This window comes from Caballeronia mineralivorans PML1(12), assembly GCF_001028175.1.
In the GTDB taxonomy this organism is placed as follows: domain Bacteria; phylum Pseudomonadota; class Gammaproteobacteria; order Burkholderiales; family Burkholderiaceae; genus Caballeronia; species Caballeronia mineralivorans.
This window is the reverse complement of sequence record NZ_AEJF01000332.1, coordinates 1-269: the sequence shown is the minus strand read 5'-3', so window position 1 is coordinate 269 and position 269 is coordinate 1. Positions and strand designations below refer to the sequence as shown.

Annotated in this window: 1 protein-coding gene; it reads right to left on the bottom strand. The window is 55.4% G+C overall.

Going from position 1 to position 269, the window contains the following annotated elements; all coding sequences use genetic code 11:
• Window positions 1-89: 89 nt before the first annotated feature.
• Window positions 90-269: ethanolamine utilization microcompartment protein EutN (gene eutN, locus EOS_RS42895; RefSeq protein WP_075645507.1), on the bottom strand; the 180-nt coding region annotated here is incomplete at its 5' end.

Below are 269 nucleotides of genomic sequence, written 5' to 3'. Positions count from 1 at the left end.
GGCGGCGGACGGCGTGTCACTGCTTTGCATTTTCAGCAGTACCGCTTTCACCACCTGTTCAATATCCTGTTGATTCATGATGTTCTGCCTTATTTGTGGAAAATTACCTGACCGCCAGACACCACCTCATCGACAATGCCAATCACGCACAGATCGACCGGTGACGTTTCGCTTTTATGCGCCTGGCGGGCGGAACTGCCACTCACCAGTAACACCCACTCCCCGGTTCCCGCGCCAATATTGTCGATGGCGACGGCGCATTGCCCGTC